The organism is Sulfitobacter mediterraneus, assembly GCF_003054325.1.
In the GTDB taxonomy this organism is placed as follows: Bacteria; Pseudomonadota; Alphaproteobacteria; order Rhodobacterales; family Rhodobacteraceae; genus Sulfitobacter; species Sulfitobacter mediterraneus.
The window spans coordinates 142,649-165,922 of sequence record NZ_QBKU01000004.1 but is presented as its reverse complement, the minus strand read 5'-3'; the positions used below and the strand labels follow the sequence as shown (position 1 = coordinate 165,922).

Annotated in this window: 27 protein-coding genes; 9 read left to right on the top strand and 18 right to left on the bottom strand. The window is 59.2% G+C overall.

The annotated features are described in order from the left end of the window. Positions 1-306: 306 nt before the first annotated feature. Together C8N31_RS08120 and yddG are read left to right on the top strand one after the other, a co-directional pair. A complete protein-coding gene (locus C8N31_RS08120; RefSeq protein WP_025047925.1) occupies positions 307-1,245 on the top strand; it encodes a transcriptional regulator GcvA in 939 nt (312 codons plus the stop codon). Further along, a complete protein-coding gene (gene yddG / locus C8N31_RS08115; protein WP_025047926.1) occupies positions 1,242-2,105 on the top strand; it encodes an aromatic amino acid exporter YddG in 864 nt (287 codons plus the stop codon). Before C8N31_RS08120 ends, yddG begins: the two co-directional genes overlap by 4 nt. 12 nt (positions 2,106-2,117) lie before the next feature. Here yddG and C8N31_RS08110 read toward each other — a convergent pair whose 3' ends face one another. The 3 genes from C8N31_RS08110 to C8N31_RS08100 all read right to left on the bottom strand — a co-directional run bounded on the left by C8N31_RS08110 (position 2,118) and on the right by C8N31_RS08100 (position 3,357). Continuing rightward, positions 2,118-2,282, bottom strand: a complete 165-nt coding sequence (locus C8N31_RS08110; RefSeq protein ID WP_081785672.1) for a YdcH family protein — start codon at positions 2,280-2,282, stop codon at positions 2,118-2,120. A 110-nt stretch (positions 2,283-2,392) separates the two neighbouring features. After that, entirely contained in the window at positions 2,393-3,145 is a 753-nt protein-coding gene (locus tag C8N31_RS08105; RefSeq protein ID WP_025047927.1) for a tRNA1(Val) (adenine(37)-N6)-methyltransferase, read from the bottom strand. Continuing rightward, entirely contained in the window at positions 3,142-3,357 is a 216-nt protein-coding gene (locus C8N31_RS08100; RefSeq protein ID WP_025047928.1) for a putative signal transducing protein, read from the bottom strand. The genes C8N31_RS08105 and C8N31_RS08100 overlap by 4 nt, the downstream gene beginning before the upstream one ends. A 56-nt stretch (positions 3,358-3,413) precedes the next feature. Between C8N31_RS08100 and C8N31_RS08095 the strand changes: the two genes are divergently transcribed. Continuing rightward, complete coding sequence (locus C8N31_RS08095) at positions 3,414-4,412, top strand: polyprenyl synthetase family protein (protein WP_025047929.1); 999 nt, start codon at positions 3,414-3,416, stop codon at positions 4,410-4,412. On the opposite strand, the gene C8N31_RS08090 is transcribed toward C8N31_RS08095, so the two are convergent. From C8N31_RS08090 to soxR, 4 genes are all read right to left on the bottom strand, one after another. Continuing rightward, complete coding sequence (locus C8N31_RS08090) at positions 4,405-5,211, bottom strand: 4-(cytidine 5'-diphospho)-2-C-methyl-D-erythritol kinase (protein ID WP_025047930.1); 807 nt, start codon at positions 5,209-5,211, stop codon at positions 4,405-4,407. The genes C8N31_RS08095 and C8N31_RS08090 overlap by 8 nt on opposite strands. Continuing rightward, a complete protein-coding gene (locus C8N31_RS08085; RefSeq protein ID WP_025047931.1) occupies positions 5,201-6,916 on the bottom strand; it encodes a tetratricopeptide repeat protein in 1,716 nt (571 codons plus the stop codon). Before C8N31_RS08085 ends, C8N31_RS08090 begins: the two co-directional genes overlap by 11 nt. 163 nt (positions 6,917-7,079) lie before the next feature. Next, entirely contained in the window at positions 7,080-8,729 is a 1,650-nt protein-coding gene (locus C8N31_RS08080) for an electron transfer flavoprotein-ubiquinone oxidoreductase (protein ID WP_025047932.1), read from the bottom strand. A 194-nt stretch (positions 8,730-8,923) separates the two neighbouring features. Beyond that, entirely contained in the window at positions 8,924-9,379 is a 456-nt protein-coding gene (soxR, locus tag C8N31_RS08075; protein WP_025047933.1) for a redox-sensitive transcriptional activator SoxR, read from the bottom strand. A gap of 87 nt (positions 9,380-9,466) precedes the next feature. Here soxR and C8N31_RS08070 point away from each other — a divergent pair, with 87 nt between their 5' ends. From C8N31_RS08070 to C8N31_RS08060, 3 genes are all read left to right on the top strand, one after another. Further along, complete coding sequence (locus tag C8N31_RS08070; protein WP_025047934.1) at positions 9,467-9,847, top strand: VOC family protein; 381 nt, start codon at positions 9,467-9,469, stop codon at positions 9,845-9,847. A gap of 140 nt (positions 9,848-9,987) precedes the next feature. Beyond that, positions 9,988-10,458, top strand: coding sequence for a transcription elongation factor GreA (gene greA, locus C8N31_RS08065; RefSeq protein WP_025047935.1), 471 nt, complete (start codon positions 9,988-9,990; stop codon positions 10,456-10,458). A 14-nt stretch (positions 10,459-10,472) separates the two neighbouring features. Continuing rightward, positions 10,473-11,522 carry a hypothetical protein gene (locus C8N31_RS08060; protein ID WP_025047936.1) on the top strand — a complete coding sequence of 350 codons (1,050 nt, stop codon included), beginning with the start codon at positions 10,473-10,475 and terminating at the stop codon, positions 11,520-11,522. A gap of 38 nt (positions 11,523-11,560) precedes the next feature. Here the strand turns inward: C8N31_RS08060 and C8N31_RS08055 are convergent, their stop codons facing one another. From C8N31_RS08055 to C8N31_RS08030, 5 genes are all read right to left on the bottom strand, one after another. After that, the gene (locus tag C8N31_RS08055) at positions 11,561-11,995 is read right to left on the bottom strand and encodes a GNAT family N-acetyltransferase (protein ID WP_025047937.1); all 435 of its coding nucleotides are present in this window, start codon (positions 11,993-11,995) and stop codon (positions 11,561-11,563) included. A gap of 252 nt (positions 11,996-12,247) precedes the next feature. Then, complete coding sequence (locus C8N31_RS08045) at positions 12,248-14,299, bottom strand: molybdenum cofactor synthesis domain-containing protein (RefSeq protein ID WP_037918324.1); 2,052 nt, start codon at positions 14,297-14,299, stop codon at positions 12,248-12,250. Between the two features lie 20 nt (positions 14,300-14,319). Beyond that, positions 14,320-14,811 carry a molybdopterin-guanine dinucleotide biosynthesis protein B gene (mobB, locus tag C8N31_RS08040; RefSeq protein ID WP_025047940.1) on the bottom strand — a complete coding sequence of 164 codons (492 nt, stop codon included), beginning with the start codon at positions 14,809-14,811 and terminating at the stop codon, positions 14,320-14,322. Next, the gene (gene mobA, locus C8N31_RS08035; protein WP_025047941.1) at positions 14,808-15,410 is read right to left on the bottom strand and encodes a molybdenum cofactor guanylyltransferase MobA; all 603 of its coding nucleotides are present in this window, start codon (positions 15,408-15,410) and stop codon (positions 14,808-14,810) included. Before mobA ends, mobB begins: the two co-directional genes overlap by 4 nt. Next, complete coding sequence (locus C8N31_RS08030) at positions 15,407-16,321, bottom strand: formate dehydrogenase accessory sulfurtransferase FdhD (protein WP_107992358.1); 915 nt, start codon at positions 16,319-16,321, stop codon at positions 15,407-15,409. Before C8N31_RS08030 ends, mobA begins: the two co-directional genes overlap by 4 nt. 23 nt (positions 16,322-16,344) lie before the next feature. On the opposite strand from C8N31_RS08030, the gene C8N31_RS08025 reads away from it, so the two are divergent. Together C8N31_RS08025 and C8N31_RS08020 are read left to right on the top strand one after the other, a co-directional pair. After that, on the top strand, positions 16,345-17,064 hold the full coding sequence (locus C8N31_RS08025; RefSeq protein WP_025047943.1) for an AzlC family ABC transporter permease: 720 nt from the start codon (positions 16,345-16,347) through the stop codon (positions 17,062-17,064). After that, complete coding sequence (locus C8N31_RS08020; RefSeq protein WP_025047944.1) at positions 17,061-17,387, top strand: AzlD domain-containing protein; 327 nt, start codon at positions 17,061-17,063, stop codon at positions 17,385-17,387. The genes C8N31_RS08025 and C8N31_RS08020 overlap by 4 nt, the downstream gene beginning before the upstream one ends. A 6-nt stretch (positions 17,388-17,393) precedes the next feature. Here the strand turns inward: C8N31_RS08020 and C8N31_RS08015 are convergent, their stop codons facing one another. The 5 genes from C8N31_RS08015 to C8N31_RS07995 form a co-directional block, all read right to left on the bottom strand. Then, entirely contained in the window at positions 17,394-17,999 is a 606-nt protein-coding gene (locus C8N31_RS08015; RefSeq protein ID WP_025047945.1) for a hypothetical protein, read from the bottom strand. A gap of 28 nt (positions 18,000-18,027) precedes the next feature. After that, entirely contained in the window at positions 18,028-18,162 is a 135-nt protein-coding gene (locus C8N31_RS08010) for an aa3-type cytochrome c oxidase subunit IV (protein WP_025047946.1), read from the bottom strand. A 102-nt stretch (positions 18,163-18,264) separates the two neighbouring features. Continuing rightward, positions 18,265-18,738, bottom strand: coding sequence for a DUF6173 family protein (locus C8N31_RS08005; RefSeq protein WP_025047947.1), 474 nt, complete (start codon positions 18,736-18,738; stop codon positions 18,265-18,267). A gap of 9 nt (positions 18,739-18,747) precedes the next feature. Continuing rightward, positions 18,748-19,800 (bottom strand): MBL fold metallo-hydrolase, encoded by a 1,053-nt coding sequence (locus C8N31_RS08000; RefSeq protein WP_025047948.1) that lies wholly within the window; start codon positions 19,798-19,800, stop codon positions 18,748-18,750. Continuing rightward, positions 19,800-21,512: an acyl-CoA dehydrogenase family protein gene (locus C8N31_RS07995; protein ID WP_025047949.1), complete on the bottom strand. Its 1,713-nt coding sequence runs from the start codon at positions 21,510-21,512 to the stop codon at positions 19,800-19,802. The genes C8N31_RS08000 and C8N31_RS07995 overlap by 1 nt, the downstream gene beginning before the upstream one ends. A 132-nt stretch (positions 21,513-21,644) precedes the next feature. Between C8N31_RS07995 and C8N31_RS07990 the strand changes: the two genes are divergently transcribed. Continuing rightward, positions 21,645-22,586 (top strand): L-threonylcarbamoyladenylate synthase, encoded by a 942-nt coding sequence (locus C8N31_RS07990; protein WP_025047950.1) that lies wholly within the window; start codon positions 21,645-21,647, stop codon positions 22,584-22,586. Positions 22,587-22,599: 13 nt separating this feature from the next. On the opposite strand, the gene C8N31_RS07985 is transcribed toward C8N31_RS07990, so the two are convergent. After that, on the bottom strand, positions 22,600-23,175 hold the full coding sequence (locus C8N31_RS07985; protein WP_197021510.1) for a YqgE/AlgH family protein: 576 nt from the start codon (positions 23,173-23,175) through the stop codon (positions 22,600-22,602). Positions 23,176-23,274: the final 99 nt, after the last annotated feature.

The window sequence follows — 23,274 nt, the reverse complement described above, 5'->3', positions numbered from 1 at the left end:
TCTGAAAACAAAAAGGCCGGCTCATCCAGAGCCGGCCTTTTTCTATCCCGTAAGAACGCTGCAGTCGCTCAGCGGGAAGTCTTGCCCATCAGCCAGGCCCAGACGCCCTGAACGGCAGCAGCGCGTTCAGCATGGGCATTCTGCATGATGCTGCGGGCGGCGGGGTTTGTGGTCGCTTCGATCATGATCTGGATCCTTTCAGAGGGAAAACGTGAGTACATTTGAACTGATCCTAAGATGGTCCTTTCATTCACAACTGACAAACGAGACTTTTCAACGCTTCAGTTAAGTATTACTTATGTGAATATGTCCAATACTCTGCCTCCCCTCACCGCCCTTCGTGCCTTTGATGCGGCCGCACGCCATATGTCCTTTGCCCGGGCGGCGGATGAATTGAACGTGACCCCAGCCGCGTTAAGCTTCCAAATCAAATCGCTTGAAGACCATCTGGGTGCCCCGGTGTTTCGCCGCCTCAATCGCGCGGTTGAGCTCACGGATGCAGGCCGAGCCCTTGCCCCAGATGCCCAAGCCGCCTTTGAGACCCTGACGGCGGGATGGCGGGTCGCCCTGCGCACCCAAGATCACCAAACCCTCACTGTGACCGCAGGCCCGGCCTTTACCGCCAAATGGCTGGCGCCGCGGCTTTATGAATTTGCCCAGGAACATCCGGAGATCGAACTGCGGTTTTCCGCCTCGCTCAGGATGATGGATTTCGCGCGTGACGATGTGGACGTGGCCATCCGGTTTGGACAAGGACCGGATGAGGGGCTGTACTCCCTTCCGTTGGCGGCAGAGTGGGTTGTTCCGGTGATGACGCCAGAGCTTGCCGCGCGACACCCCACAGCGCAAAGCCTGTCTGACGCGGTGCTGATCGTGGACAAGTCCATTGATTTTGTGCGCCCGGTGGTGAACTGGCAAACTTGGTTTGACGCGATGGGCGTTCCCATGACGCCCAATTACGGTCCGCAGTTTTCCCAAGCCGACCATGCCATTGACGCCGCCCTCGCCGGGGTTGGCGTGGCGCTGGGCCGGCGTGCCTTGGTGATCAAGGATCTGGCGGACGGGCGGCTGGTCGCCCCTTACCCCTTTGTTCTGCCCACAGGCGGACGGTTTCGCTTTATCTGCCCTTTGGGCGCAGAAACCCGTCCGCAAGTGCAGGCCTTTCAAAACTGGATATTGCAAGAGATCGAAAAAACCGCCCATATCGCGGATGCAATGACCGCGCTGGAGCCGCCAAACCAATGACCCGCCCTCAAGCCACTGCAATCGGCTTTGTCGCTGTTCTCCTTTGGGCGTTGCTGGCGCTGTTCACTGTAGGGTCGGCCCCCACGCCGCCATTTTTGCTCAATACGCTGTGCTTTGCCATCGGCGGCTCGCTGGGCCTAATCTGGGCCGCTGCCACGGGCGCGCTTCCGCGTCTGCGCGACGTTCCACTGCGCGTCTATGTTTTTGGCACGATAGGGCTTTTTGGCTACCACGCACTGTATTTTTCCGCCCTACGCCTTGCCCCTGCGGCTGAGGCGGGGCTAATCGCCTATCTGTGGCCCCTGCTGATCGTGATCTTTTCAGGCCTCCTGCCCGGAGAGACCTTGAAGAAAGGGCATATCATCGGCGCTTGTTTTGGCTTTGCGGGGGCTGCGTTGATCATCACGGGCGGCGGTGCGGGGTTCTCTGCCGCCTATGCGCCCGGATATGCACTGGCTGTGCTTTGTGCGCTCACTTGGTCCGGTTATTCGGTTTTGTCGCGCAAGGTTGGCACGGCGCCCACCGCATCTGTAGCGGTGTTTTGTCTGGCCAGTGCGGCCCTGTCCCTGCCCATGCATCTCATCTTTGAGGAAACGCTATTGCCGCAAACAACGCTCGGCTGGGCCGCCATAGCAGGCTTGGGGCTTGGCCCCGTAGGTCTGGCGTTTTTTGTCTGGGATATCGGGGTAAAACAAGGGGATATTCAACTGCTCGGCACCAGCTCTTACGCTGCGCCCCTGCTGTCCACCTTGGTGCTTGTGATCGCTGGTGTGGCCGCGCCCAGCTTTACCTTGCTCTGGGCGGCGGCCCTGATCACCGGCGGCGCCGCGATCGCAGCACGCGCCAGCCTTCGTCAATAAATTACAAAATCGTCAACTCGATAAGCGCGCAATTTCCTCTTTCAGGCGCAGCTTTTCCTTTTTCATCGTCGCAACTTCCAGATCATCAACTCCGGGGGCGCGTTGGGCGTTTTCGACAGCATCGCTCATCGCCTGGTGTTTCCGCTTCAGGGTCTCCAGATGTGCGTTAAGGGCCATGTATTCCTCCTTGATGAATGTTTAGATCTTGAGTGGACCACACTCCCGCAAACATGTCACGCCGCCCTGCAGCAAATCTGTTACATCGGTAAATTTCTGCTTAAGGGCATTCAAAAGCGCAGTGCAGCGCCGTTTCTTAAAACACCATCAATTTCAGGCGTATACCGCCTACCATCTTGGTCGTGATGCGCCCCTTCGTGCATGATCTTCGCCGCATGGAGACGAAACGCCGCACGGCCGTTTTTGCGGGCCCGTACGATCACCCTGTCAGGGTCGCGCCCCGCGCGGGCCGCCAGCGGCAAAACCTCAACAGACCCAAGATCATGCGGCATCGCCCGCAGCAGATCCGGCAGCCGCTCTATCCGGTGGACAAAATGCGCCTGCCCTTTGGGCGCCAGCCGTTTGGCGGCGGTTTTCACCCATTGCGCAAGCGGCGTGTCCTCGCCATGGGCGCTTTCCCGTGCCGGATCATCAGAGGCAACAGAGGCCGCGCGATCAAAATAGGGTGGATTGGCGAGCACATAGTCAAATTGCCTTTGCCGCAGGTGCAAAGGCATCTTGCGCAGGTCCGCCGTGACCACCTCAAGCGCATCACCGCCGTTGCGCAGGGCCAGTTCCGCAAAGGCCGGCTCTCGCTCGATTCCGGTCAGTCGCAGCGCAGGCACCCGCGCCCCAAGGCAAAGAATCGCCGCGCCAACACCGCAGCCAAGCTCAAGTACGCTTTGCCCTGCCTGCGCCGGAACAGTAGCGGCCAAAAGTACCGGATCAACGCCAGCACGGTATCCGTGACGCGGCTGATACAGATGCAGCAACCCGCCCAGAAAGGCATCACACGTCAGTTCGTTGTCGCAAAATCCCGTCACAAACCCAGCGGGATGTCGTTGTCCCGCAGCACCTGCACCGCATCCTCGTGAACATTGGGATGCACCATCAACCGGCGCGGAAAGATACCGATGCCACCTTCCAGCACGCTCATGTTTACGTCCATTTCAAAGCAGTCTATATCCTCGCCCTGAAGAAGGGCCGTGGCAAAGGCGATGACCGTCATGTCTGTGCTGCGCAAAAGTTCCTTCATACCAAAGATGTGGGACAGGCAGACCGGATTGTCGAGCCTTGGGTGGGATCATATTCATGAAAAACGGCAACGCATTGAAACCCCATGACCGCCTTGCGGCCTATCTGGCCGATGATATGGCCGCGGTTGGGGATTTGATCCGAGAACGGATGGCCTCGGAACATGCGCCGCGCATTCCCGAAGTGACCGCGCATTTGGTTGAGGCTGGTGGCAAACGTCTGCGCCCGATGATGACCCTCGCCTCGGCGCGGATGTGTGGCTATGACGGGCCCTATCATGTGCATCTGGCCGCCACGGTTGAATTTATTCACACCGCGACCCTGCTGCACGATGACGTGGTGGACGAAAGCGCACAGCGGCGCGGGCGGCCCACGGCGAACCTGCTCTGGGACAACCAATCATCGGTATTGGTTGGAGACTATCTGTTTGCCCGCAGTTTCCAGTTGATGACTGAACCTGGCTCCATGCCGGTGATGCGCATCCTGTCCAATGCTGCCGCCACGATTGCCGAAGGCGAAGTGTTGCAATTGACCGCCGCGCAAAACCTTGCAACGGGCGAAGACATTTACCTGCAAGTGGTGCGCGGCAAAACCGCCGCTTTGTTCTCTGCCGCGATGGAAGTCGGCGGGGTGATTGCCGGGGCCGATGATGCCACTGTAAAGGCCCTGTTTGACTATGGCGATGCGCTTGGCATCGCCTTTCAGATTGTCGATGACCTGCTGGATTACCGGGGTGAGCCGAACGCGACTGGTAAGAACATCGGGGATGATTTCCGCGAACGCAAACTGACGCTGCCGGTGATCAAAGCCGTGGCCAAAGCCGACGCCGAGGAACGCGCCTTTTGGGAGCGGACCATCGAAAAAGGCAAGCAGGAAGACGGTGATCTGGATCACGCCCTTACCCTGCTGGCCAAACATGACACCTTGAGCGCGACGCAGGCCGATGCGCTGGATTGGTCCAACAAGGCCAAAGCGGCGCTGGCCTCCCTGCCCGATCACGATGTCAAAGAAATGTTGGTCGATCTGGCCGATTACGTGGTCAGCCGCATCAGCTAAGCACGCAGGGGCGCACCCACCACTCGGGCTGCGCAGCTGCGATGGTTTGTGCCGCGCTTGCGGCATCTTGCGCTGTGTCCATCAATGCAAAACAGGTCGCGCCAGACCCCGACATCCGCGCCAGGCGGCACTCCGGCAAGCCCTTGAGCGCGGTTAAGACCGAAGTGATCACAGGCGCCACGGATTGTGCCGGGGCTTCAAGATCGTTGCGCTGGTCTTGCAAAAAAGCGACTACTTCCTCTGCCGTTGAGAAATCCATGGGATCGGCTGAAATCTCAGGATTGTCTTTTTGGGTCAACGCTTTGAATACGTCTGGCGTCGCGATCTCCACCCCCGGATTGACCAAAACAGCATGCAGCGCGGGCCAGCCAGATAGCGGCGTCAGAACCTCGCCGATCCCCTGCATCCGCTGCGCTTTGGCCGCTTTGCAAACCGGCACGTCCGCCCCCAGCGCCGCGCCGTCACCGGCATAACCGCAATGGCGCAGCACCGCCGCCGCATCGGAAGATCCCCCTCCAATACCGGCGCCATGGGGCAGATTTTTCTCCAACCGGATTGTGCCGCAAAACCCTGCCAGTTCTGACGCCTGCCAAACCAGATTGCGCCTGTCCACAGGCACCCCATCGGCAAATGGCCCGGTGACGGAAATCGCCATGTCTTTAGCCGGTGAAAACCAAAGCCTGTCGCCGACATCCGCAAACATCACAATGGAATCAAGCAGATGATACCCGTCACCCCGTTGGCCGGTCACATGCAGCGCAAGGTTGATCTTGGCCGGCGCGAATGCCTCAGATGTCATTGGCAACCTTGAGCGGGGGCGCGCCTTCTTCCTCCAGAACAACGTCAAGCCCAACCTCAAGCTTGCGCCGAATGCGGTCTGGATCCGCCTCTGTGTCGATGTCGTCTTCGTCTATGAACGACAAGGCCCTGCTCCACTGAAACTCCGCCTCGCGGAAACGGCCCACGGCCCAATAGACATCACCCAAGTGGTCATTTACGACTGGATCAATCGGGATCAATTCAACCGCGCGCTCCATCTGGCCGACAGCCTCATCATAGCGGCCAAGCCGGTAAAACACCCAGCCCAGCGAATCGACGATATAGCCACTGTCCGGGCTTGCTGCGACAGCCCGTTCGATCATATCCAGCGCCTCGTCCAGATTGCGCTGCTGCTCCACCATCGAATAGCCGAGATAGTTCAACACTTGCGGCTGTTCGGGATTGATCGCCAAAGCGGCACGGAAATCGGCCTCTGACGCGGCCTCATCCCCGATGCGTTCATAAGCAATGCCGCGAGAATAAAGCAGAACCCAACGAAGCCGGGCGGTGTCCGAGACACGTTCAATGGCACGGTCATAGGCCGCAATGGCACCTTTGAAATCGTCCTGCCCGCGCAGAACATCCCCCAATGTGGAATGCACAACCGCCAAATCCCCATGGCTGCGGGCTAATTGTTCCAAAACTTCGATGGCTTGATCCGCCTTGCCGGACCGGCGCAGCGCATCCGCGCGGCCCAATTCAGCCGCGTGATACGTCGGGCTGTCTGCGGGCACATCTTTGTATTCTTCGATCGCCAGATCCTGCTGCCCCAACCCTTCCAAAAGGTTGGCCGTCAGCAAAAGCGCATCCACATGATCGGGGCGCAAATAACGAGCCAGCCGTGTGTACAGCAGCACGTAATAATCCCCCGCCGCCTCACTTTTCAGGACCGCGGCAAAGGTAAAGAACACCTCGGCGATGCCGGATTTTGCACCGCGCACATGGCTGAAGGGCACGGCCTCTTTCGCATTGAGCGCGGCAATCAATACATCCAGCTCAGGGTCCGTACTGCCGCCAAAGCTGGCCTCAATCACTTGCAAGGCATCACTATGGCGGTCCAGCTGCGCCAAAATTTCCGCGTGGGCCATCACGCCGCGGCGGGTTTGACCTGCGGCCCCGGCAACCTGATCACCAAAGATCTTTTCCGCGCCTTCAAAATCACCGACACTCGCAAGGGCCAAGGCCTTGTGATACATCACAAACCCTTGCATGCCGGCCTCTTTGCTGAGCGTGTCAAAGGCGGCCATTGCGGCGCGTACATCGCCTGTGCCCATCAGCGCCCAAGCCTTGACCAAACCATCCACCCAAGGGCCAATGCCGCTGCTGTCGTCTTCGCTGCTTAGGATCGCTTTGTAGTCTTCGGCCTGCGCGTGTCCGGCGGTCAGCAACATCCGCGCGACCTGACTGCGTTGCTTTTTCGCTTCAAGAACACGGGCCAACGGCAAGGCGCGTTCAACTTCTCCCAACGAAAGATAGGACAATGCCGCGCTTTCCATCAATTCGACGTTCTGCGAATCCCGTGCCAAGGCTTGGGCGTAATATCGCGCGGCCTCTGAATAATCGCTGTTTACCGCCGCATGACGGCCTGCCAGATAGGGACCAGCAACGGATTGAGCCTGCACCGGCGCATTTGCCATTCCCGCCAGCGCCAGAACGGCGGCCATTCCCAAAGCTTTGCGCATCATCACTGATCGTCCTCATCGCGTTTTTTCAAAGGCTATCAGACCAGCGGCCAAGCGCAATGGTGGCAAAGGCAGCTCAAGGGGTTGTGAGGGCCTGTCGGCGGAAGCCTGCAATAAAAAAGGCGGGGTTTCCCCCGCCTTTGGTTTGTTTGCGCTGACCGGCTGATCACATGTTTGGATAGTTCGGCCCATCGCCGCCTTGCGGCGTTGTCCAGGTGATGTTCTGGCTCGGGTCTTTGATGTCGCAGGTTTTGCAATGCACACAGTTCTGGAAATTGATCTGGAACTTGGGCGCACTGCCCGGCTCTTCGACAAATTCGTAAACGCCTGCCGGGCAATAGCGGGCCGACGGGCCGGCAAATTTGGCAAGGTTCACGTCTACCGGCACAGAGGCATCTTTCAGCTTCAGGTGCGCGGGCTGGCTTTCCTCGTGATTGGTAAAGGAGAACGCCACATTGGTCAGACGATCAAAGCTGAGCGTGCCATCGGGTTTGGGATAGTCGATCGGCTTGTGCTTGTCCGCAGGTTCCGTCGCTTCAGCATCGGATTTGCCGTGCTTGAGCGTGCCCAGCAAGGAGAAACCGAAGGTGTTGCACCACATGTCAAAGCCGCCAACAGCCAGACCGCCCAACAAACCAAAGCGGCTGTTGAGAGGTGCCACATTGCGCACTTTCTTGAGATCTTTGCCAACCGGGCCAGAACGCAGGGCGCTATCGTATTCATCCAGCGTATCACCGGCGCGGCCGGCCTGAATGGCGGCATAGGCAGCTTCAGCTGCTTGGCGGCCCGAGTGCATGGCATTGTGGTTGCCCTTGATGCGCGGCAGGTTCACCAGCCCCACGGAACACCCCAAAAGCGCGCCACCGGGGAAGGCCGCCTTGGCCATAGATTGTGTGCCGCCCTTGGTCACGGCGCGTGCGCCATAGGCCACACGTTTGCCGCCCTTCAGCAGTTCGGCAACCATCGGATGATGCTTGAAACGCTGGAATTCCATGTAAGGGAACAAATGCGGGTTCTTGTAGTTGAGATCGACGATCATCCCCACATAAACCTGATTGTTATCAAGGTGGTAAATGAAAGTACCGCCTGTGTTCTTGGTGCCCAGCGGCCAACCCATAGTATGGGTCACTTCGCCTTCGTTGTGTTTGTCCGGGTCGATTTCCCAGATCTCTTTCATGCCAAGGCCGAATTTTTGCGGATCGCTGTCATTGTCGAGACCGTATTTGGCGATCACTTCCTTGGACAGGCTTCCGCGTACGCCTTCGGACAGGAATACATATTTGCCGTGCAGTTCCATCCCTGGCTCTGTGTTGGGCCCGATGGTGCCATCTGCCTCAAGGCCAAAGACACCGGCCACCACGCCTTTCACTTCACCGTTGTCGCCAAACACCAGCTCGGAGCAAGACATGCCGGGGAAAATTTCCACGCCCATTTCTTCGGCTTGCTCGGCCATCCAGCGGCAGACGTTGCCCATGGAAACAATGTAGTTGCCGTGGTTGTTCATCAATGGCGGCATGATGAAATTTGGCAGGCGCATCTGGCCCGCCTCGCCCATCACATAAAAGTTGTCCTCTTTCACCGGAACGGTGATTGGCGCGCCTTTCTCTTTCCAGTCGGGGATCAACGCATCCAGACCGCTGGGATCAAGGACCGCACCCGACAGGATATGCGCGCCCACTTCGGAGCCTTTTTCCAGCACAACAACGTTGCAATCCGGGTCCAACTGCTTGAGCCGGATCGCGGCTGACAGGCCCGCAGGCCCCGCACCAACGATCACAACATCGTATTCCATTGCTTCGCGTTCAATTTCAGCCATTGCAAAGGCCTCCCTCAGGGCAAAATCGGTTTGAAGTTGGCTAAACTACGCCAAGCGTCATTGCAATCGGGACGATACGTTAATTGCTGCATTCGCAGCATGTTTGCACGATTTGTTCGTCGCCAATGCAGAAATGACCCCAAACAAAGGCCAAAAACGACCTGCCAACGGCACTGGAAATGGGCATCACTGCGTCACGCTTCAGGGCTATCGCCCATCAAATAACGCGGGCCGGGCCCTTTTTCGGCGGCGCGATCCACCGGATTGTACATGGCGCAAACATCAAGGCTGAGGCAGCCGCAACCAATGCAGCCGTCCAGATTCTCGCGCAGTTTTGTTAGGGTCTCAATCCGCTGGTCCAATGCATCGCGAAAACTTTCGCTGATCCGCGCCCAATCCGCCTTGGTGGGCGGTCGCTTGCCCGGCAATTGATCCAGCTCTGCCTTGATCTGCGGCAGGGTGAAACCAAACTGCTGAGCGATCATGATGAAACTGAGCTTGCGCAGATCCGCCCGTTCAAAGCGCCGCTGACCGCCCGCGTTGCGCCAAGGTTTAATCAGGCCCTGCGCCTCGTAATAGCGGATGGCCGACACTGCCAGCCCGGTCCGCCCTGCCAGTGCCCCAATCGAAAGCCCATCATTTACCGCCATATCGCCTCCCGAAAAAAATGCTTGATCTAAAGTTAGGTTTAGAAATTATACCAAGAGGCAGTCAAGCAAAACCAAAGAGGAAAAGACATGCCTGCACTTTTGGAACACACCAATTTCACCGTGGCCGACCCCCATAAGACCGCTGCCTGGATGGAGGCGCTGTTTGGATGGAAAATCCGCTGGCAGGGCGATTCCCTTGGCGGGGGTCTTTCTATTCACGTGGGCACCGATGCGCAGTACCTCGCGCTTTATACCCCACGTGCGCCGATGGATGCCAAGACCAACACCTACACGCAGGTCGGCGGCCTCAATCACATCGCTGTGGTGGTGGAAGACATCGACGCCACCGAAGCGGCCGTGATCGCCCATGGTTTCAAAACCGGCAATCACGCCGATTATGAACCCGGCCGGCGGTTTTACTTCCACGATGATGACGACATCGAATACGAAGTTGTTCAATACGATTGACGGCTGATCCCTGCCAATTGCACCGTCCATCCCTCTTGCAATCCAACGTCAATTTGGGTCAGGTAATGGTCAACTAATTTTGAAAACGGCCGCCCCCGTGGTTTTGCGGGTGCGGCCCTCATTACGTGGACAGACCACCCATGGATAAGATCCCCATGACCCGTGCGGGCCACACCGCATTGGAAACAGAGCTCAAGCAGCTCAAGACAGAAGAACGCCCTGCGATTATCAAGGCGATTGCCGAGGCCCGAGAACATGGGGACCTGTCCGAAAATGCCGAGTATCACTCGGCCAAGGAAAAACAATCCTTCATCGAAGGTCGTATCAAAGAGTTGGAAGGTGTGATTTCGCTGGCCGATGTGATTGACCCGGCCAAATTGTCCGGCGCGATCAAGTTTGGCGCGCGGGTCACTTTGGTGGACGAAGATACCGATGAGGAAAAAACCTATCAGATCGTTGGCGAATATGAGGCCAAGATCGAAGATGGCCTGCTGAACATCAAATCCCCCATTGCCCGCGCGTTGATCGGCAAGGAAGAAGGGGATTCGGTCGAAGTACGCACACCGGGGGGCGAGAAATCCTATGAGGTTCTCAAAATCGTCTTTGCCTGATCGGGACGACCGGCATGGCTGAACAACCCGAAATCGAAGCAGCAGCTGACAACGCGGCCCCGGCCCGCCCGACACCGCTTGGCATCTATGACAAGCCCAAACCGCAAACCGTAACCGGCATTGAGGTTGTGGCGATTGCACTCAGCGTGCTGTGGCTGCTTGGTGCTGTGGTGTTTTTTGTTGTCTTGCCGCAAGACCCGCAAGGCGCGGGTGGCGGCAGTGCTGATGGGCTGCGTTTTCTGATGACGATGCTGGCGGTGTTTATGCCCGTTGCCATGATCTGGGTCGCGGCGACCGCCGCGCGGGCCAGCCGGGTCATGCGCGAAGAGAGTCAACGTTTGCAGACGGCAATTGACGGCATTCGGCAGGCGTACATCGCCCAACAGCAAGGGCATGGGCTGCAATCCGGTTCCTCCTCCGTGGCCCGCAAGCTGGATGAAATCGCAACCACCGCCCGCAAGACCGAAACCGCACTGGCCACCTTTCAATCGCGCCGCGAGGAACAGGCCCGCAAAGCCCCGCAGGTGGCGGCGGTGCCAGCGGATGATCAGCCCACCTTGGCCCTTGGCACACAGGCGGCAGACCTCGCGCCGATGCTGTCCAATGACGATTTCATTCGCGCCCTGAACTTCCCTGAAACCGCCGAGGATGAAGTTGGGTTTGCCGCACTGCGCCGCGCGCTCAAGGACCGGTCCGCCGCCCAACTGGTACAGGCCGCCCAGGACGTGCTGACGCTGATGTCCCAAGACGGCATCTACATGGATGATCTGCGCCCCGACCGCGCCCGCCCCGAGATCTGGCGGCAATTTGGTCAAGGCGCACGTGGCCGTCCCATTGCACCGCTTGGCGGTATCAGAGACCGCTCATCGCTTGCGCTGACCAATGCACGGATGAAACAAGACCCGATCTTCCGCGACGCCGCGCACCACTTTTTGCGCCGCTTTGACAAGACATTTGCAGAATTCGAAGAACGCGCCAGTGATGGTGAAATATCTGCGCTGGCTGACACGCGCACCGCCCGCGCGTTTATGTTGCTGGGTCGCTGCGCCGGTACGTTTGACTAGGTCAAATGGGGCGGAAAGTATCCTCTCCGCCCAATCTGTTATTCAGGTTTTTGGTAGGTCAAACGAATTTCCACCTGACCTGAGGGCGGATGCACGGCCTCCTGATCCCCGGTAAATCCGTAGGCTTTGTAAAAGCGCCGGCCAATCGGGTTGTCTTTGAACACTCCCAGCGTCACCGCACCGCCACGCAGCGCGACCGCGTGATCCATCAGCGAACGGCCCAATCCGCGCCCGTGATGGTCTGGGTCCACAAAGAACCCGCCAACCTCATCCCCCAGCAAGGCGATGAAGCCGGTGATGTTTCCGTCCTCTTCCGTGACCCATGTTTCGGCATGAACCAGATAAATGTTTCTGGTGTTGTCCGCCTCGCTTTGCAAAAACGCATCGCTGAGAAACGGATGGGCAAGGTGGCTGGCCCGCAGCCAAACGTCGATAATGGCTTCGGTGTCTTCGGTTTTGAATTTTCTGATCATTGTCAGAGCATGCTTTCTTTGATCGAACAGCCCGATTTGGCACTGTTCGTTGTCTTGATTGAATATGGTTATTGCGCAAAGAACCCTGCCGCCAAGGCGGTCAAATCAACGGTTGTCTGCACAAGGGCCGCACAGTGCAGCCCGCAACGATCAGGACATCAAAGCTCCATTTTGATGGATCTAGTATGACAGCCTCGCCGCAGTTCCCCAAGGGGTGGGCAAGCGGCCATCAAGGCGCGATGCAAAACCGCATCACCCGGCAAGGCCAAAACTGCCAAACGGTATATAGCGAACCATATCGCCCGGTTTGATTTCGGCAGCAGGTTCCGGCAATTCCACCAGACCTTCGGCCCAACTCAACCCGCTGATCCGCCCTGACCCTTCGGAGGCAAACACCTCTGCCTGGCCATTTCGCAAGCGTGCGCGAAGGTATTCCCGCCGACCTGCTTTCTTGGATTTGGCAAAGGCGGCGGGCACCTCAAACCCCTGCGGATCAGACCAGCCAGCCCCGGCCAGAACCGCCATAGCGGGCCGCGCAAAGATCAACGCGCAGACCAATGCTGCCACGGGATTGCCGGGCAGCCCAAAAACCGGCACGCCCTGCCACAAACCCAATGCCAAAGGCCGCCCCGGTTTGATCGCCATACGCCATAGTGCCATGGAACCTGCCTCTTCCAACAGGGCCGAAACGTGGTCTTCGTCCCCTGCCGAAGCACCCCCACTGGTCAGAATGACATCCACGTCTTGCGCCGCATTGTCCAGCCGCCCACGCAAGGTTTCACGGTTATCCGGCACCCGGCCCAGATCCACCGGCACATGGCCAAACTGTTCTGCCAACGCCAGCAACATCGGCCGATTTGCGTCATAGATCTGCCCGTCCCGCGCAGCCTCACCCGGCTCAACCAGTTCATCCCCTGTGGAGATCACACCAACCTTCAGCCGTCTGCGCACCGCGACGTCAGACACACCCGTTGCCGCCAAAAGCGCCAGATCAGCAGGCGTGATCTTGCGCCCTGCCGTGACGATCTCTTGCCCCGCGACCACATCCTCGCCTGCCTTGCGGGTGTTTGCCCCGGCCTTTACCCGGCCGGAAAACCGGACCGACCCATCCGTCAACACCACATCTTCCTGCAAAATCACGGTATCGACACCATCTGGCAGCGCCGCACCTGTCAGCACCCGGATCGCCTGCCCTTCAGGCACCGCACCCGGCGCATCGCCCGCCGCCGCACGCCCCGCTACCAAAGGCAACTCATGCGTGCCTGCGCCGCGTCCTCCGGCAAAGCCATATCCATCCACTGCGGTGTTGGGCAGCGGCGGATTGGCCCGCGCCGCGTTCACCGCCAGCGCGGCAATCCGGCCCGTTGCCTCAACAAGCGGCACTGTCTCGGTCCGTGTCACCGCTGACAGCCGCTGTCTCAACAGGTCATGCGCCTCGCTGACCGGCGTCCAATGCACGCCGGGCGGCAATGCAAAACAATCGTTCCGCAAGGGGGGCGGCGCATCTGCCCGCAATTCATCCTCATGTCCCAAACCGAAAATCCACCCTTCTTCTGGCGCATCCACATCAAGCATTGCGGCAAGCCTGTCAGCTGGCAATTGCGCCACCTGCCGCGCGATTTCTTGCACTTGCCATGCGTCTTTGATCATACCCTCAGGCGCGGGTCCGGCAGTAAGGGATGGCCAAATCTCAACGAATGCGATGGGCGCAGTCAGCGCCTGAAAAGGCCAGACCGCGACCTCAAACTTGCGCCGCAGCCGTGCCAATACCGGCAGGCCCATCATCACCTGTCCGCCAACCGCGCCTGCACCGCCCATCTGCCAACAGGTAAACGCACCTTTGGCCAGATCCTCGCACCGCCGTTTTTCGGAGAACGGATTGGCATAACCATCCTTGTTGCGCGGCAGCCCGTCAATATCGCGCGACAGCGTGTTGAACCAAAACGGCCCCTGCCCCGACCCAAGGCCAAGGTTGATTTCGGCGGCCAGATCAAAACGGTTGTTGGCCTTTGGATCATCCTCAATCCGGGCCTCGAACCAATCCCACAAGTCCAGCGGATCAGATGACCCGCACAGCGCCTCGGCAAAGCCAGCCGGATAACCGAACGGGAAATCAAAGCCGACCAGAACGCGCCGTCCCTCTGCACGTTCAGCCGTCAGAAACGCCTCCAACCAACCCTCCGCCTCTTGCCGATTGCGCTGGTAGACAGGCTCCTCAGCCGCTGCGCCCTGCTGCACTCCGATCCAAATCGCGTCCTTCGTCGGGCGCGGCCCACGGTCGTTTCCGGCCGACCAATCGACCATCACAACCGCGTCGAACAAGGTCAAAGCCCGACCTCGGATAAAATGAAATCGGCAATGGACGCGGTGTCATTCAGATCAAACACCGGCCGATCCAGATCTAGCGGCACATCCGCCGCCACCGCCCGGACCGTTGGATCGCCGGGGGCAATCAAAGGGTTGCCCGTCACCGCCCTATGCGCCTCGACCTTGGGATGGTCGTCGCGTTTGTATCCTTCGATCAACACCAGATCGACCGGGCTGAGGCGGGTCAGCAACTCTGTCAAGGACGGCTCTTTGGCGCCGCGCAATTCATGCATCAAGGCAAAGCGGTTGCCAGAGGCCAGCAACACTTCTGACGCGCCTGCCGTGCGGTGGCGAAAGCTGTCTTTGCCGGGGTGGTCCACATCAAAACTGTGATGCGCATGTTTTACCGTCGACACGGTGATGCCGCGCCCGGTGATCTCTGTCACCAGCCGTTCCATCAGGCCGGTTTTGCCTGCGTTTTTCCAACCGACAACGCCAAATAATCTCACAACATTTCCTCCGCCCGCGCCAGATCATCGGGTGTGTTCACATTAAAGAAAGCCGCTTCGTCCGGGAACAACGCCTCGCGTCCGCCATGTTGGTCTGTCCACATCACAACCTTGCGCAAACCGCCTTGCAACGCCGCCCGCAGATCATCGCGCAGCGCCACAGGCCATAAGCCAAACGTAGGATGCCGCGCCTGTCCGCGCTTGGCATCTGGTGTTGCGGCCAAGACCAAGGGATGCGCCATGCCTTCACTGTGCAACAAAAGTTGCGGCACCAGATCGCAAGGGAAAAACGGCGTATCAGCGGCGGCGGTTACGATGGCATCTGCCCCCTGATCCGCCGCCCAATCCAACCCGGCCAGCACGCCAGCGAGCGGTCCGGCAAACCCTGCAATGCTGTCTGGCAACACCGGCAAATCAAACCCCGAAAACCGCGCGGCCTCGCCATTGGCGTTCAGGGCCATCCCGCCCACCTGCGGCTCCAGCCGGTCGATCACCCGCGACAGCAGGCTTTGCCCGCCCAGCGCTAGCAACCCTTTGTCGCCGCCGCCCATGCGCGTGGCCTGCCCGCCCGCGAGGATCACGCCCAATGGCTGCTTCATCCCTTGCCCCCCTTGCGGCCTGATTTACGCGGCTCTTCAGCCACCTGCGCGGGGTCCGCATCGCGGATCAGTCGGGCCTCGCCGCTGAGACAGACAAAGCGCTTGCCTTTCATCCGGCCAATCAGAGTCAGCCCGATCTGCTGTGCGATCTCGACGCCCCAAGCGGTAAAGCCTGAACGTGATACCAGCACCGGAATGCCCATCATCGCGGTTTTGATCACCATCTCAGAGGTCAACCGCCCGGTGGTATACAGGACCTTGTCATCTGCCTTGACCCCTTCGGACATCATCCAGCCTGCGATCTTGTCCACCGCATTGTGGCGACCAACGTCTTCCATATAAACCAATGGCTTATCCTCTTGGCACAGCACTGTCCCATGGATCGCGCCTGCCTCAAGGTACAGCGATGGTGTGCGATTGATCTTGGCCGACAGAGTATAGAGCCATGAGCTGCGCACCTGCGAATCTGCCAGCACGACCTCGTCCAGCCCCTCCATCATATCGCCAAAAACCGTGCCAACGGCACAGCCGCTGGTGCGGGTCTTGCGGCGCATTTTGTCTTCGTAATCCGTGGCGCGGGCGGTGCGAACAACCACCGTTTCAAGCTCCTCGTCATAATCAACGCGGGTGATCTCTTCATCCGGGCGCAGCATGTGTTGGTTGCGCAAAAACCCCAGCGCCAGATATTCGGGATAATCCCCGATGGTCATCGCCGTTACGATTTCCTGACTGTTGAGATAGATCGTAAGCGGGCGTTCCTCGACCACACGAATGGTCGTTTCATTGCCATTGTGATCCTTGCCCGTCACAGGCCGGGTCAGCCGCGCCGCCGCTGGATCTGGTGCAATCAGATATTCGGTCACATCTGGGTCTTGTGCCAATTGTATCCCCCCACCAATGGCGCTAGTCATGGCCGGTAAGTTAGGGATTTCCCATGGCCACCACCACCGCAAAATCAACCTATTTGAAGGGGATCGTTGACAGCTCTCCGTTCATTCTGGTGATCATTCCCTTTGCCTCGTTGTTTGGCCTTGTGGCAACAGAGGCCGGCCTCAGCGTGATCGAAACCCTGACCTTTTCGATTGTGGTGATCGCAGGCGCGGCGCAATTTACCGCGTTGCAACTGATGCAGGAACAGGCGCCGACCCTTGTGGTGATCATCTCATCGCTGGCGGTGAACCTGCGCATGGCGATGTATTCTGCGGCACTGACCCCCTACATCGGCGCGGCCCCGCTGTGGCAACGGGCGCTGGCCGCCTATTTGACCGTCGATCAATCCTATGTGGTCTCGGTCGCCGAATATGAACGCCGCCCCGAGATGTCTATCCCGATGCGGATGGCCTACTTCTTTGGCGTGGTCACACCAATTGTGCCGCTTTGGTACGGGTTTACCTTTGTTGGTGCCTACCTCGGCGCATGGTTTCCCGATGGCTGGGCGCTGGATTTTGCGATTCCGATCACGTTTCTGGCAATGATCGCGCCGATGTTTCGCACGTTGGCCCATGTGGTTGCCGCATTGGTGGCCGTAGTGGTCAGCCTGTTGGCCGCTGGCATCCCTTATTCGCTGGGCCTGATGGTGGCTGGCATTGTCGGGATGATGGCCGGAGCGCAAACGGAGCTTTGGCAGGAACGCAAACGGGGGCGGGCAGAATGATCGACAAAACCACCCTTTGGATCGTGATCATCGCCCTTGGTATCGGCAGTTTTTTCCTGCGCTTTGTCTTTACAGGTTTGGTTGGATCACGGGCCATGCCCGATTGGTTGCTGCGGCACTTGCGTTATACCGCTGTTGCCATTTTGCCCGCCCTTGTCGCGCCGCAGGTGATCTGGCCGCAAGCCACGGGCGGCGAGACAGAGCCGGCCCGCCTTGCGGCGGCCTGTGTCACGCTGTTGGTCGGGCTGCTCAGCAAGAACGTGATCGCGGCGATCCTGTCAGGCGCATTCACGTTGTATGGGCTGTTGTATCTGCTGGGGTGAGGCCGCTTATTGCGCCAACTGGCCAGCCCTCACCGCATCGATCACATCGCCTGCGTCATTTTCATAAAGACGCGTCGTGCGCACTCCGGGAAAGCTTTCGATCTGTTCCATCAGCTTGACCGGATAAAACGTCTGTTTCACGCCCTCAAACCCGTCAATCTGGCTGAGGATCCCGGTCGTCGCATTGGCGCAGAACGCCCCCGGCACCGCGCCATTGGCCTGCACCAGACGCAAGGCTTTTTCCGCCTGTTCCGGCGTGACGACAAATTCCTGACTGACCACGTGATAGGTGCTGCGGGCGTGCGCCGATTTATAAGCCTGAAGCCAACCGGGCGTCACACCGTAAAGCACATCACCCCGTTCGGTGACACGCGGATCACGGAACGATCCTGCCGGATCAAAGATCACACGCTGTGATCCATTGACCATCAACGCGGTGTGTCCGCCACTGCCGGTGCGGTTGTTGACCATAGTGAAGACGGTCAGGGTCTTTGGCCCCGGCGCCTGATAGGCCGCTGCTTGCACGGCTTCGATCGGGCTGTCGGGGCTGGTGTCTGCGGCACATCCCGCCAACAAGGCGACCAGTGCCAGACCGGCAAAATAACGTGTCACAGAAACACCTTTGAGTTTGGCAACCGCCTTAGCGGATAAAGATCGCCATCAGCACCAGTAGAACCAAAATCACAATCACGGATTTGGTTGTAAAAGACATGAAGCCAGCAAAGGTCTTTTCCTGCGCTTCGTAGTTCATGCTGCCATGTTCGTGTTCGGCCATTTTGCGGTCCTCGGTAAATTGGTTTGCGGGTTTGCTATCCTAATTGCACGGCGCTGTCACGCGGTCAAAGCATCAGATCGTCACATCTATGCGCTTACCCCGCTAGGCCGGATCATCGCCGGATTTTTCCAAATCTTCGACCAGCCGGAAACCAATCCGGTTCGGGGCCGCGTTCTGCACCATTTTGGGCAGCGCCCGCAGGACAACATTCAACTGGCTCACATGTTGGATCAGCTGCGTCCGTCCGCCGGATTGATCTGCCCCATAGAACGTCACGATATCGGGGTCAAAATATCCCATCCCCTCGATCCGCAGCACTCCGGCTTCGGTGCCGGTAAAGCCCATGGCGACCTCGTGTTCATTGTCGAGCTGTTCCTCAAAATTTTTGAGATAGAGCACCACACGTTCATAGGCCCATTGCGCAGGCGATTTCTGCGTCACCGGCTTGTCTTTGACGCTTTGCGGGATTTCCTGATCGCAGGCATTGCGGCTGGACGGATCGGAATGCACCTCATGCACACGCGGCATGGCATCCGCCTCAAAGGCTTCGGCGGCGGTCCTGATCTCATCATCCATTGGCAATTTCTAGTCCTCGCGTTGATACACCCATGCACCGTCCGCCTCACGTTTGTCGCGTGTGGCAAGGCCGGTTTGGTAAAGGTGGCTCAAATGCGCGACGGACTCAACCAAGGCCAAGCCATATTCCGCCTCACCTATCGATCTTTTGAACAGCGGCGGGAAACATTCAGAGGCCGCTTTGGGCGTTTCGATAAACGCCAGCAGACGGTCGAGCGCACCATGGTGATTCTCAATCAGCTGCGACATCCGTTTGGGCAATCCCGTAAACGGCAGTTTGTGCCCGCCCAGCACCAGATGATCAGGCCGGGCCATCGGCGCCAACCGCTCGCAAGCCTCAAGCCATTCGCCAATGGGGTCCGCCATAGGTTCGGTCGGGTAGACGCCGACATTGGGGCTGATCGATGGCAGGATCTGATCGCCCGCAATCACCAGATTGTCATCGCGGCTCCAGAATGTGGCGTGTTCGGGGGCGTGGCCGTTACCCATATGCACGTCCCAAACGCGCCCGCCCATGGTGATCGTGTCATCCTGTTTGATCCGCGTATAGCCAAGCGGCAAGGGCGCGACGATATCGGCAAAGTTGAACGGTCGGTCCGTCCGGCGTTTTTCATAGATCTCGTTGTCCATGCCCGACTGGCGGTAAAAGCTCAGCGTTTCGGCAGGGGCGACCTCTTGTTCATCCAACGTCAGCATCCGCGCCGTCAGCCATGCAGTGCGCGTTGTCACCAATTCGGCACCAAATTCGGTCTGAAACCATCCCGCAAGACCCACGTGATCGGGGTGATGGTGGGTCACCACAACCCGCGAGACCGGCTTACCGCCCAGCGGGCCGTCCATGGCTTCTTGCCAGATCGCCTTGGACTTTTTCGATGAAAATCCGGTGTCGATGATGGTCCAGCTGTCACCCTCATCCAGCGCGTAGATGTTCACATGGTCCAGCTTCATCGGCAATGGCATGCGCAGCCACAATACCCCCGGCGCAACCTCGATCGCTTCGGTGCCGTGGGCGGGCGGCGTGTCCCAAGGATAGCGGATACCTTCGGGTGCAAAATCAGCCATTATGCAATCAACTCTTCTGTTGTGAGGGCAAATAAGTCTTTGTCGCCTGCCTGTGCATGCGCCAAAAGGCCCTGATGTTCCGGCAATAGCCGTTGAATATAGAAACGCGCCAGCTTTTCCCGTGGGCCGCCTTTGTCTGCCTTGGCCGACAGCAAATGCAGGTGCCCGCCCAAAACCCGCGCAAAGGCCCGCAGATACGGCACCGCCCCGGCAAACCGTGCATTCATATCGCTCTGTGCCACCATCCAGTCGGTCGCCTCGCGCAGGGTCTCACAGGATTGCCAAACCGCATCGGCCATATTCGGGAAATGCAACCTTGCGCCTTCAATCTCGGCTTCGATTTCATCGAGCAGCCGGTTCGCCGCCTCGCCTCCGTCCATCATTTTGCGTCCCACAAGATCCATCGCCTGGATGCCGTTGGTACCTTCATAGATCGCCGTCACGCGCACATCGCGGCTGTATTGCGCCGCGCCGGTCTCTTCGATGACGCCCATGCCGCCATGCACCTGCATTCCGGTTTGCGCGACCTCGATCCCGACATCGGACCCAAATGCCTTGGCAATCGGGGTCAAAAACGCCGCGCGCGCGGTCCAGTCCGCAGCGCCGGTGGCGCTGCCCATATCAGTCGCATGGGCGCAAGACAGCGCAATCGCCCGCGCCGCATAGGTGTCGGCCTTCATGGTCATCAGCATTCGACGCACATCTGCATGCTCTGCAATTGTGCCCGTGCCACCCGCGCCCGCCCGCCCCTGTTTGCGTTCCATTGCATAGGCCATCGCCTGCTGGCAGGCCGCTTCGGCCACGCCAATCCCCTGCCCGCCAACGCCAAGCCGCGCATTGTTCATCATGGTAAACATCGCGGCCATCCCGCCATGCTCCGGTCCAACCAGCCAACCGGTTGCACCATCATATTGCATCACCGCGGTTGGCGATCCATGCAGGCCCATCTTGTGCTCCAAACTGACCACCGAGAGCGTGTTGCGCGTGCCCGGATCGCCGTTGTCGTCCGGCAAATACTTCGGCACCAGAAACAGACTGATCCCCTTGGTGCCTGCCGGGGCATCCGGCAAACGCGCCAACACTAGATGGCAGATATTGGCGGCAAAATCGTTGTCGCCCCATGAAATGTAAATCTTTTGCCCGGTGATCGCATAGCTGCCATCGCCGTTGTCAATCGCCTTGGACGACAATGCCCCCACATCTGATCCGGCCTGCGGTTCGGTCAGGTTCATCGTCCCTGTCCATTCGCCGCTGATCAGCTTGGGCAGATACAGCGCCTTGATCGCATCCGAGGCATGATGCTCCAACGCCTCAATCTGGCCCTGAGACATCAAAGGGGCCAGTTGCAGTGACAGGCACGCGCCGCTCATCATCTCGTTAACTACGTAGGTCAGGCTCATCGGCAGGCCCATCCCGCCATAGTCCGGGTCCGCTGACATCCCGATCCAGCCCCCATCGGCAATCGCCTTGAACCCCTCGGCATAGCCTGGCGAGGTCCGAACCACGCCGTTGTCCAACCGCGCGGGATGCAGATCGCCGGCCCTTTGCAACGGGGCCAACACCGCGTCACACATCTTGCCGGCCTCAGACAGGATCGCCTTGGACATATCTTGGGTGGCATCGGCAAATCGCGTCGTCTCACTGAGCGCGGAAAAATCAATCACCTGCCCCAGAAGGAAGTCAAAGTCATCGACAGCGGCACGATATGGCATGGGCAATACTCCTGTTAGGGCGTGCAGGCGCTTGGCAAACACGATCCTGCCCTGCTAAGGGCTGCTGGTATTGAGATCAGCATGAAACGGCAACCGCAGTCCCGCAACCTGAACGCGGCGTCACGGACAGAGATGGACATGGACACAAAAATCCTCTCCGCCACGCAGGATGGCATCGCCAGTGCAGCCGCGTTGCTGCGCCAAGGGAGTTTGGTCGCCTTCCCGACAGAGACGGTTTACGGCCTTGGTGCAGATGCCACCAATGGGCAGGCGGTAGCGGGGATTTACGAGGCAAAAGGCCGGCCCAGCTTCAATCCACTGATCGTCCATCTGGCGGATGCAGCGATGGCGCAGGACTACGCAGAATGGTCCGATGCCGCCGAAATACTGGCGAGCGCCTTTTGGCCCGGCCCGCTGACTTTGGTTTTGCCGCTGCGCGATGATCAGGGGTTGTCGCCTTTGGTGACGGCTGGCTTGGACAGCGTTGCCCTGCGCGTGCCGATGCACCCCGCCGCGCGGCGTCTGCTGGCCGAATTTGGCGGGCCGGTAGCCGCCCCGTCTGCCAATCCATCAGGCCGGATCAGCGCCACAACCGCCGATCATGTCAAAGCCGGGCTTGCCGGGCGGATTACGGCGGTACTGGACGATGGTCCCTGTACCGTTGGATTGGAAAGCACGATTGTCGGCCTCACCGGCGAGGCGCCTGTTGTCCTGCGTGCAGGTGGCCTGCCGCAAGAGGCGATTGAAGCCGCGCTGGGTCAACCTGTGCAAAACGCCCAAGGATCCGAGATCATCGCGCCGGGGCAGCTGGCCTCGCATTATGCGCCAGATGCGGCTGTGCGCCTGAACGCGACCTCCGCGCGGGGCGATGAGATCTTGCTGGGCTTTGGACCGGTGGTCTGTGATCTGAACCTGTCGGCCTCTGGTGATCTGACCGAAGCGGCAGCCAACCTCTTTGGGCATCTGCATCAGCTCAACAGCACCGGCCGCCCGATCGCGGTGGCGCCTGTACCGATGCAGGGGCTGGGCCGTGCGATCAATGATCGTTTGCAACGCGCCGCCGCGCCGCGCTGATCCGGCTACTTGGCTAGGCGTGGCCCGCGGTGGCCGAAAGTCCCAAAGGATCAATCCCGATGCTTTCCAGCGCCGCCGCCCATTTCTTGGCATCGGTCATCCCAAACACCAGACCCGGCGGCACATCGCAGGTCAGCCAGCCATTTTGCGCAATCTCGCCCTCAAGCTGCCCCGGACCCCAGCCGGAATACCCAAGCATCAGCAGGCTGCTTTCTGGTCCGTTGCCCTGCGCGATGTCTTCCAGAATATCCAGCGTCGCTGTAAGGGCAAAGCCCGGCGCAATCTTCAGCGTATGGATCGCAGAGCAATACTCATCCGAATGCAAAACAAATCCACGCCCTGTTTCAACCGGACCGCCAAAATGCACCCCATGCAAAGGGCCGCCGGAGGGTGGTGCGCTTTCCAACTGATCCAGCACATCGGCAAGCGACACGCCCGGCGCGGGCTTGTTCACGATCAGCCCCATGGCCCCTTCATCCGAGTGGCTCACAAGGTAAATCACCGAGTGGTCAAACCGCGGATCGCCCATGCCCGGCATCGCGACAAGCAGCTTTCCTGTGAGATCCAGCGCCTGATCGGCCATCAACATTGTCCCCAAATTTCCCGTTCAGGATGCACCCTCACCGCCATCGGGGCAAGGGGCGCGGCACAAAGGCGCGAAACATGGCTGATGCAAACGTGACTTGGC

Excerpts from the sequence above, each read along its gene's own strand:
- C8N31_RS08120 (WP_025047925.1), top strand. The coding sequence starts at position 307 with ATGTCCAATACTCTGCCTCCCCTCACCGCCCTTCGTGCCTTTGATGCG.
- yddG (WP_025047926.1), top strand. The coding sequence starts at position 1,242 with ATGACCCGCCCTCAAGCCACTGCAATCGGCTTTGTCGCTGTTCTCCTT.
- C8N31_RS08110 (WP_081785672.1), bottom strand. The coding sequence starts at position 2,282 with ATGGCCCTTAACGCACATCTGGAGACCCTGAAGCGGAAACACCAGGCG.
- C8N31_RS08100 (WP_025047928.1), bottom strand. The coding sequence starts at position 3,357 with ATGAAGGAACTTTTGCGCAGCACAGACATGACGGTCATCGCCTTTGCC.
- C8N31_RS08095 (WP_025047929.1), top strand. The coding sequence starts at position 3,414 with ATGAAAAACGGCAACGCATTGAAACCCCATGACCGCCTTGCGGCCTAT.
- C8N31_RS08090 (WP_025047930.1), bottom strand. The coding sequence starts at position 5,211 with ATGACATCTGAGGCATTCGCGCCGGCCAAGATCAACCTTGCGCTGCAT.
- C8N31_RS08085 (WP_025047931.1), bottom strand. The coding sequence starts at position 6,916 with ATGATGCGCAAAGCTTTGGGAATGGCCGCCGTTCTGGCGCTGGCGGGA.
- C8N31_RS08080 (WP_025047932.1), bottom strand. The coding sequence starts at position 8,729 with ATGGCTGAAATTGAACGCGAAGCAATGGAATACGATGTTGTGATCGTT.
- soxR (WP_025047933.1), bottom strand. The coding sequence starts at position 9,379 with ATGGCGGTAAATGATGGGCTTTCGATTGGGGCACTGGCAGGGCGGACC.
- C8N31_RS08070 (WP_025047934.1), top strand. The coding sequence starts at position 9,467 with ATGCCTGCACTTTTGGAACACACCAATTTCACCGTGGCCGACCCCCAT.
- greA (WP_025047935.1), top strand. The coding sequence starts at position 9,988 with ATGGATAAGATCCCCATGACCCGTGCGGGCCACACCGCATTGGAAACA.
- C8N31_RS08060 (WP_025047936.1), top strand. The coding sequence starts at position 10,473 with ATGGCTGAACAACCCGAAATCGAAGCAGCAGCTGACAACGCGGCCCCG.
- C8N31_RS08055 (WP_025047937.1), bottom strand. The coding sequence starts at position 11,995 with ATGATCAGAAAATTCAAAACCGAAGACACCGAAGCCATTATCGACGTT.
- C8N31_RS08045 (WP_037918324.1), bottom strand. The coding sequence starts at position 14,299 with ATGGTCGATTGGTCGGCCGGAAACGACCGTGGGCCGCGCCCGACGAAG.
- mobA (WP_025047941.1), bottom strand. The coding sequence starts at position 15,410 with ATGAAGCAGCCATTGGGCGTGATCCTCGCGGGCGGGCAGGCCACGCGC.
- C8N31_RS08030 (WP_107992358.1), bottom strand. The coding sequence starts at position 16,321 with ATGACTAGCGCCATTGGTGGGGGGATACAATTGGCACAAGACCCAGAT.
- C8N31_RS08025 (WP_025047943.1), top strand. The coding sequence starts at position 16,345 with ATGGCCACCACCACCGCAAAATCAACCTATTTGAAGGGGATCGTTGAC.
- C8N31_RS08020 (WP_025047944.1), top strand. The coding sequence starts at position 17,061 with ATGATCGACAAAACCACCCTTTGGATCGTGATCATCGCCCTTGGTATC.
- C8N31_RS08010 (WP_025047946.1), bottom strand. The coding sequence starts at position 18,162 with ATGGCCGAACACGAACATGGCAGCATGAACTACGAAGCGCAGGAAAAG.
- C8N31_RS08005 (WP_025047947.1), bottom strand. The coding sequence starts at position 18,738 with ATGGATGATGAGATCAGGACCGCCGCCGAAGCCTTTGAGGCGGATGCC.
- C8N31_RS08000 (WP_025047948.1), bottom strand. The coding sequence starts at position 19,800 with ATGGCTGATTTTGCACCCGAAGGTATCCGCTATCCTTGGGACACGCCG.
- C8N31_RS07995 (WP_025047949.1), bottom strand. The coding sequence starts at position 21,512 with ATGCCATATCGTGCCGCTGTCGATGACTTTGACTTCCTTCTGGGGCAG.
- C8N31_RS07990 (WP_025047950.1), top strand. The coding sequence starts at position 21,645 with ATGGACATGGACACAAAAATCCTCTCCGCCACGCAGGATGGCATCGCC.
- C8N31_RS07985 (WP_197021510.1), bottom strand. The coding sequence starts at position 23,175 with ATGTTGATGGCCGATCAGGCGCTGGATCTCACAGGAAAGCTGCTTGTC.